Source organism: Streptomyces alkaliterrae, from assembly GCF_007097205.2.
Classification (GTDB): Bacteria; Actinomycetota; Actinomycetes; order Streptomycetales; family Streptomycetaceae; genus Streptomyces; species Streptomyces alkaliterrae.
In genome coordinates, this window is record NZ_VJYK02000402.1 from 1 (window position 1) to 4,135 (window position 4,135).

The following is a 4,135-nucleotide window of genomic DNA, read 5'->3' on the forward strand; positions in this document are numbered from 1 at the left end:
GGCCGGGAGGGTGGCGTCAGGCGGGTGTGCGAATGGGGCGTAGGGTTGCGATTCGGCCGTCCGGCGGCCGACGGAAGGCGCCCGACCCGCGTTTCTCACCCGCCCTGACAGTTACCCCTGAGTAGAGGTGACGTACGCGGCCCAGCGGTACACGATGGGAGTCGGCGCGACACCAGACAAGGCACCACCGAGAACGAAGGAACAGCGTGGCTTCCGGATCAGATCGCACCCCGATCATCATTGGCGGCCTGCCGAGCCAGGTCCCCGACTTCGACCCCGAGGAGACCGGCGAGTGGCTCGACTCCCTTGACGCGGCGGTCGACGAGCGCGGCCGGGAACGCGCCCGCTACCTGATGCTCCGGCTCATCGAGCGCGCCCGCGAGCGGCGCGTCGCGGTGCCCGAGATGCGCAGCACCGACTACGTCAACACGATCGCCACCAAGGACGAGCCGTTCTTCCCCGGCGACGAGGAGATCGAGCGCAGGATCCTCAACGCCACCCGTTGGAACGCCGCCGTCATGGTGTCGCGTGCCCAGCGGCCGGGTATCGGCGTCGGCGGGCACATCGCCACGTTCGCCTCCTCCGCTTCCCTGTACGACGTGGGCTTCAACCACTTCTTCCGGGGCAAGGACGGCGGCGACGGCGGCGACCAGATCTTCTTCCAGGGGCACGCGTCGCCCGGCATCTACGCGCGCGCGTTCCTGCTGGACCGGCTGAGTGAGCGGCACCTGGACGGCTTCCGCCAGGAGAAGTCGAAGGCGCCGTACGCGCTCTCCAGCTATCCGCACCCGAGGTCCATGCCGGACTTCTGGGAGTTCCCGACCGTCTCCATGGGCCTCGGCCCGATCGGCGCGATCTACCAGGCGCGGATGAACCGCTACATGGCGGCGCGCGGTATCGCCGACACCTCGAAGTCGCAGGTGTACGCGTTCCTCGGGGACGGCGAGATGGACGAGCCCGAGTCGCTGGGCCAGCTGACCCTGGCCGCGCGGGAGGGCCTGGACAACCTCACCTTCGTGGTGAACTGCAACCTCCAGCGCCTGGACGGCCCGGTGCGCGGCAACGGCAAGATCATCCAGGAGTTGGAGTCGGTCTTCCGCGGCGCCGGCTGGAACGTGATCAAGCTCATCTGGGACCGCTCCTGGGACCCGCTGCTGGCCCAGGACCGGGACGGCGTGCTGGTCAACAAGCTCAACACCACGCCCGACGGACAGTTCCAGACGTACGCCACGGAGACCGGCGCGTACATCAGGGACCACTTCTTCGGCGGCGACCAGCGGCTGCGCGCCATGGTCGAGAACATGACCGACGAGCAGATCCTGCACCTCGGTCGCGGCGGCCACGACCACCGCAAGGTGTACGCGGCGTTCAAGGCGGCCAAGGAACACAAGGGCCAGCCGACGGTCATCCTGGCGCAGACGGTCAAGGGCTGGACACTGGGCCCGAACTTCGAGGGCCGCAACGCCACGCACCAGATGAAGAAGCTGACCGTGGAGGACCTCAAGCGCTTCCGGGACCGGCTGCACCTGCCGATCCCCGACAAGGCGCTGGAGGACGGCCTGCCGCCGTACTATCACCCCGGCCGGGACTCGGACGAGATCCAGTACATGCACGACCGGCGCAAGGAGCTGGGCGGCTACGTGCCGACCCGCGTCGACCGCTCCAAGCCGCTGGCGCTGCCGGGCGACAAGACGTACGCGGCGGTGAAGAAGGGCTCCGGGCAGCAGTCGATCGCCACGACGATGGCGTTTGTGCGGCTGCTGAAGGACCTCATGCGGGACAAGGAGATCGGCAAGCGGTTCGTGCTGATCGCGCCGGACGAGTACCGCACGTTCGGCATGGACAGCTTCTTCCCGTCCGCGAAGATCTACAACCCGCTCGGCCAGACCTACGAGGCCGTCGACCGGGACCTGCTGCTGGCGTACAAGGAGTCGCCTAACGGGCAGATGCTGCACGACGGCATCTCCGAGGCAGGCTGCACGGCCTCGCTGATCGCGGCCGGTTCCGCGTACGCCACGCACGGCGAGCCGCTGATCCCGATCTACGTCTTCTACTCGATGTTCGGTTTCCAGCGGACCGGTGACCAGTTCTGGCAGATGGCCGACCAGCTCTCGCGTGGCTTCGTGCTGGGCGCGACCGCCGGGCGCACCACGCTGACCGGTGAGGGCCTGCAGCACGCCGACGGCCACTCCCAGCTGCTGGCGTCCACCAACCCGGGCTGCGTGGCCTACGACCCGGCGTTCGGCTTCGAGATCGCGCACATCGTCAAGGACGGTCTGCGCCGGATGTACGGCGAGAACGCCGAGGACGTCTTCTACTACCTCACCGTCTACAACGAGCCGATCCAGCAGCCGGCCGAGCCGGAGGACGTGGACGTCGAGGGCATCCTCAAGGGCCTGTACCGCTACCGGGCCGGGGAGGCCGGCGAGCTGCCGGCGCAGATCCTCGCCTCCGGTGTGGCGCTGCCCTGGGCGCTGGAAGCCCAGCGCGTCCTCGCCGAGGACTGGAACGTACGCGCCGACGTCTGGTCGGCGACGTCCTGGAACGAGCTGCGCCGCGAGGCCGTGGAGGTGGAGGAGCACAACCTCCTGCACCCCGAGGAGGAGCAGCGCGTGCCGTACGTCACCCGCAAGCTCCAGGGCACCGAAGGACCGGTCGTCGCGGTCTCGGACTGGATGCGCGCGGTGCCGGACCAGATCGCCCGCTGGGTGCCGAACGCCTACCAGTCGCTGGGCGCCGACGGCTTCGGCTTCGCCGACACCCGCGGCGCGGCGCGGCGTTTCTTCCACATCGACGCCCAGTCCGTGGTGCTCGGTGTGCTGACGGAGCTGGCCCGTGAGGGCAAGGTGGACCGGTCGGTGCTGAAGCAGGCCATCGACCGCTACCAGCTGCTCGACGTGGCGGCGGCGGACCCGGGCGCGGCGGGCGGCGACGCCTGACAGACCCGCGGCGGCCCGTGGCGCTCTTCTTTTCGGCGCCACGGGCCGCCGGCGTGTGTGACGGGGGACGGCCCCGCGCGCGCCCGGGTGACCCGCGCCGCCGAGTGGCCGAACGTCCATGGTGGCGTCGAGGCGGTAGCCGGAGGCGTGGTTACGGTGTGGTTACGATTGGCCGTCACAACAGCGAAGCGGGAGGTGACCGGGTGACGGGACTGCGCGAGCGCAAGAAGCTGCGGACCCGCAACGCGCTCATCCGTACCGCGCACGAGCTCTTCCTCTCCCAGGGCTACGAGCGGACGACGGTGGAGGAGATCGCCACCTCGGCTTCGGTGTCCGAGCGCACCTTCTTCCGCTACTTCGCAGGCAAGGAGGACGTCGTCTTTGTCGTCCAGGAGGCGGTGCAGGAGCGCTACCTGGCCAGGTTCGCGGCCCGTCCCGCCGAAGAGCCGCCGCTGGTGGCGCTGCGCAACGCCATGGACGCGGGCTGGCGGGAGATCGGTGCGACCATCGAGGAGATCGTCCCGGCGGACGTGTACCTCCGGATGTGGCAGCTGATCGAGACCACCCCCACCCTCAGCGCCCTGCAACTGGGCCGCAGCCAGGCCATGGAGGACGAACTGGCGGTCGCCGTCGCCCGGCGCGTGGGCGTGGAGCTGGCCGAAGACCCCCGGCCGAGGGTGCTGGTCGCCGCCTTCTGCGGGGTGCTGCGCACCGCCATGCACGTCTGGGGCAGCACCGGGAATCCCGACCTGGACAGCGCCCGGCGCCAGGCGGGCGAGTACCTGGACCTGCTGCCGTCCGCGCTGTCCGAGGACTGGGGAGGCACGGCCACGTCCCGCTCCGCGCTTCCCGGCGCGCGTCCGCCCGTCCCTCCCGGCCGCGCGCTCCCCGGGTGCCCCGGCCACCCGGTGGGAAAGTGAGACGCGTCACGCCTCCGGCGGGGGTGTCGGCGACGTCTCGTAGGGTGTGCCACCTGTGAACTGCTCCACCACCGCGACGTGTTCGCACGACCGCCGACCAGCGCTCGGCCCGCCCCGGGCGACCGCCACCGCGCGCCCGGGCGGCCACGGTACGTGCCGGGAGGACTTCGCCGGGTATCCGGCCCACGTCGGCCCGCGCCGCGTCGCCCTGATCCCGCGCCAGACCTCGGCCGCCGGCTGCCCGCCCGGCGACGGACCGGCGGGTCGGGGCGCTGT

General features: G+C 70.6%; 3 protein-coding genes. All 3 read left to right on the forward strand.

From position 1 onward, the window contains the following. The first annotated feature begins 206 nt into the window (after window positions 1-206). Complete coding sequence (gene aceE, locus FNX44_RS24560) at window positions 207-2,939, forward strand: pyruvate dehydrogenase (acetyl-transferring), homodimeric type (protein ID WP_143651186.1); 2,733 nt, start codon at window positions 207-209, stop codon at window positions 2,937-2,939. A 203-nt stretch (window positions 2,940-3,142) separates the two neighbouring features. After that, window positions 3,143-3,859: a TetR/AcrR family transcriptional regulator gene (locus tag FNX44_RS24565; RefSeq protein WP_143651187.1), complete on the forward strand. Its 717-nt coding sequence runs from the start codon at window positions 3,143-3,145 to the stop codon at window positions 3,857-3,859. A 55-nt stretch (window positions 3,860-3,914) separates the two neighbouring features. Next, the coding region (locus FNX44_RS29235) for a hypothetical protein (protein WP_228450181.1) at window positions 3,915-4,135 on the forward strand (221 nt) is incomplete at its 3' end.